1 protein-coding gene is annotated in these 846 nt (G+C 65.1%); it reads right to left on the bottom strand.

The genetic code is table 11. The features are described 5' to 3' along the window. Positions 1-846 (bottom strand): amino acid adenylation domain-containing protein (locus tag ACWKV4_RS20585; protein ID WP_483839557.1); only part of this gene is annotated, 846 nt, incomplete at both ends.

Raw genomic sequence — 846 nt, 5'->3', positions numbered from 1 at the left:
AGGCAGGCTTCGATTTCCCCCAGTTCGATGCGCAGGCCACGGACCTTCACCTGATGGTCGATACGCCCCACGTATTCGATGGCGCCGTCCACTCGCCAACGGGCCAGGTCGCCTGTGCGGTACAAGCGCTCGCCCTTACCGAACGGGTCGGCCACGAAGCGCTCGGCGGTCAACCCTGCCCGGCGGTGGTAGCCGCGAGCCAGGCCCACGCCACCGATGTACAGCTCACCGGCAACGCCTTGGGGCACCGGCTCCAGGCACTGATCGAGGATGTACAGCCGCAGGTTGTCGATGGGCCGGCCAATCGGCACCTGGTGGCGGTCATTGTCCTCGTTGCAGGCCCAGTAGCTCACATCGATGGCCGCTTCGGTGGGGCCGTACAGGTTATGCAGCCGCGCGCCATGGCGCTGACGGAACTGCTGTTGCAGCGCGTAGGGCAAGGCTTCGCCGCTGCACATCACCTGCTTTAGCGAGGGGCACTGCGCCAGTTCGCCGGAGGCCACGAAGGCCTGCAACATTGAGGGCACAAAGTGCAAGACGCTTACCTCGCCCTCGACGATCACCTGGCGCAGCGCCAATGGGTCGCGGTGAGCCCCAGGTGGGGCGACCACCAGCGCGGCACCGCTGAGCAAGGGCCAGAAGAACTCCCACACCGACACATCAAAGCTGAACGGGGTTTTTTGCAGTACCCGGTCCGTGGGCGTAAGGCCGTAGGCGTTTTGCATCCAGTGCAAACGGTTGATCAGTGCCAGGTGGCTGTTGCCCGCGCCCTTGGGCTTGCCAGTGGAGCCTGAGGTGTAAATCAGGTAGGCCAGGTTCAGCGGGCTGCCCAGGGACGGCAGGTCG

The organism is Pseudomonas artemisiae (assembly GCF_057128685.1).
The sequence above is the reverse complement of the archived record's forward strand: the minus strand, read 5'-3'. Positions and strand labels throughout refer to the sequence as shown.